Source organism: Komagataeibacter rhaeticus (genome assembly GCF_003207855.1).
Taxonomy (GTDB): domain Bacteria; phylum Pseudomonadota; class Alphaproteobacteria; order Acetobacterales; family Acetobacteraceae; genus Komagataeibacter; species Komagataeibacter rhaeticus.
Genome location: NZ_NKTZ01000055.1, coordinates 1 through 1,741 on the forward strand (window position 1 = coordinate 1; position 1,741 = coordinate 1,741).

Annotated in this window: 1 protein-coding gene; it reads left to right on the top strand. The window is 55.7% G+C overall.

Annotated features, from left to right (window positions below; genetic code table 11):
* Positions 1-92 precede the first annotated feature (92 nt).
* Positions 93-1,706 (top strand): ISL3 family transposase, encoded by a 1,614-nt coding sequence (locus CFR78_RS15925; RefSeq protein WP_110560887.1) that lies wholly within the window; start codon positions 93-95, stop codon positions 1,704-1,706.
* Positions 1,707-1,741: the final 35 nt, after the last annotated feature.

The following is a 1,741-nucleotide window of genomic DNA, read 5'->3' on the forward strand; positions in this document are numbered from 1 at the left end:
GGTTCTTCCGTACTTTTCGTGATGGGTATCTTGTACTGAGGTTCCGGAACTGGGAAATCCAGAAAGTCGTTCACTTTCATGGATATTCCCCAGTGTCACGCCTTCGGTCTCTTGATCTTCCCCGTTCCCTCGTCGTTCGTCGTGTTGTTGCACTGGATAACAGAGTGGAGATCGAAGTCGGTCTGCGAAAACGGAGTGCAGTGTGTCCGGACTGTCAGTGCCCGACACAACGCATTCACAGTTTCTATCAGAGAAAACTCGCGGATCTTCCATGGCAGGGCCGTCCAGCCACGCTGATCGTTTCTGTGCCGCGCTTTTTCTGCCAGACGATGCTTTGTCCACGTCGGACGTTTGTCATGCCCCTTGAGGGGATAACCGTGCGTCATGGCAGACAGACCACACGTCTTGCCGATCTTCATTATTATATCGCCCACACCCTGGGCGGTTCCGCTGGAGCACGAATGACCGTGCGCCTGTGTTGCCCCATCAGCGCGGATACTCTTGTCCGCCGTCTTCTCTCACGTGTGCAGAACACCACAAAAGGCACGGCCCTTACACGTGTGGTGGGGGTGGATGACTGGGCATGGCGGCGGGGACATCACTATGGAACGATTGTGGTCGATCTTGAGAAAAATGATGTCATTGACCTCCTGCCAGATCGGGACGCTGATACCCTTGCCCGATGGCTGCAGGTCCACCCCGGTATTGAAATCATTGCCAGAGACCGTGCCGGTACTTATGCAGACGGATGCCGCAGAGGCGCACCATCCGCTCTTCAGGTGACAGACCGCTGGCATCTGCTGAAGAACCTGTCAGACGCTTTTGTCAGCATTCTGGACCGTTTTACGACGACTGTCAGGACCCTGACACGACAGATGAACGTATCAACGGTCGTAAGCAAAATATCTGAAACAATCAGAGCGCATCCAGAAGAGGCGCAGGCGGTCGTCAGGTCAGCCTCTGGGGAACGGCGTGACATTCTTTTCAAGGAAGCTCTTGCCCTGAAAGCAGCGGGACACAGCATTCAGGCTATCGCCACAACGATCGGGGTAGAGAGAAAAACCGTGCGGCGCTGGTTTCAGCGGGGCCATGCACCACCATGGAAAAGAACGGTTCCGTCACGCAGCATACTCGTGCCTTACACAGCCCACCTGGAAAAGAGATGGTCCGAAGGATGTCGCAATAGTCGTCAGCTATGGCGGGAACTCCTGGAGCAGGGCTTTGCAGGACAATATGGCACCGTCTGGAAATGGGTGGCGACGCGACAGGGATGTTCCGCGAAACCCGTTCCTTCCGCGCATGTCGTTGCACCTCGGGGACGCAAACTTGCGCGGCTTCTCCTCGCAGAGGATCCGTTATCTGCCGGACAGGAGGGACTGCTGGTTCCTGCCCTTCTGGAAGCTGAACCGCACCTTGCCGTCACACTCTGCTGGCTCAGGAAAATGCAGACCCTGCTCTGTAAAAGGGGTGACACCTGCACGGGAGGCGATCTGAAGGCTCTGCTGGAAGAAGGAAAGACGACGCTGCTGTCACGTCTGATTCCCGCGCTTGAACGGGATGCGGCTGCCATTGAAGCGTCTCTTGTCACACCTTGGACAACCAGCCCGGTTGAAGGACAGATCAGCCGACTGAAAATGATCAAGCGAACCATGTTCGGAAGAGCAGGCTTCGAACTCCTCAGGGCGCGTGTCCTTCAGCCCGCATAATCAAAAAACATCATCACGAAAAGTACGGAAGAACC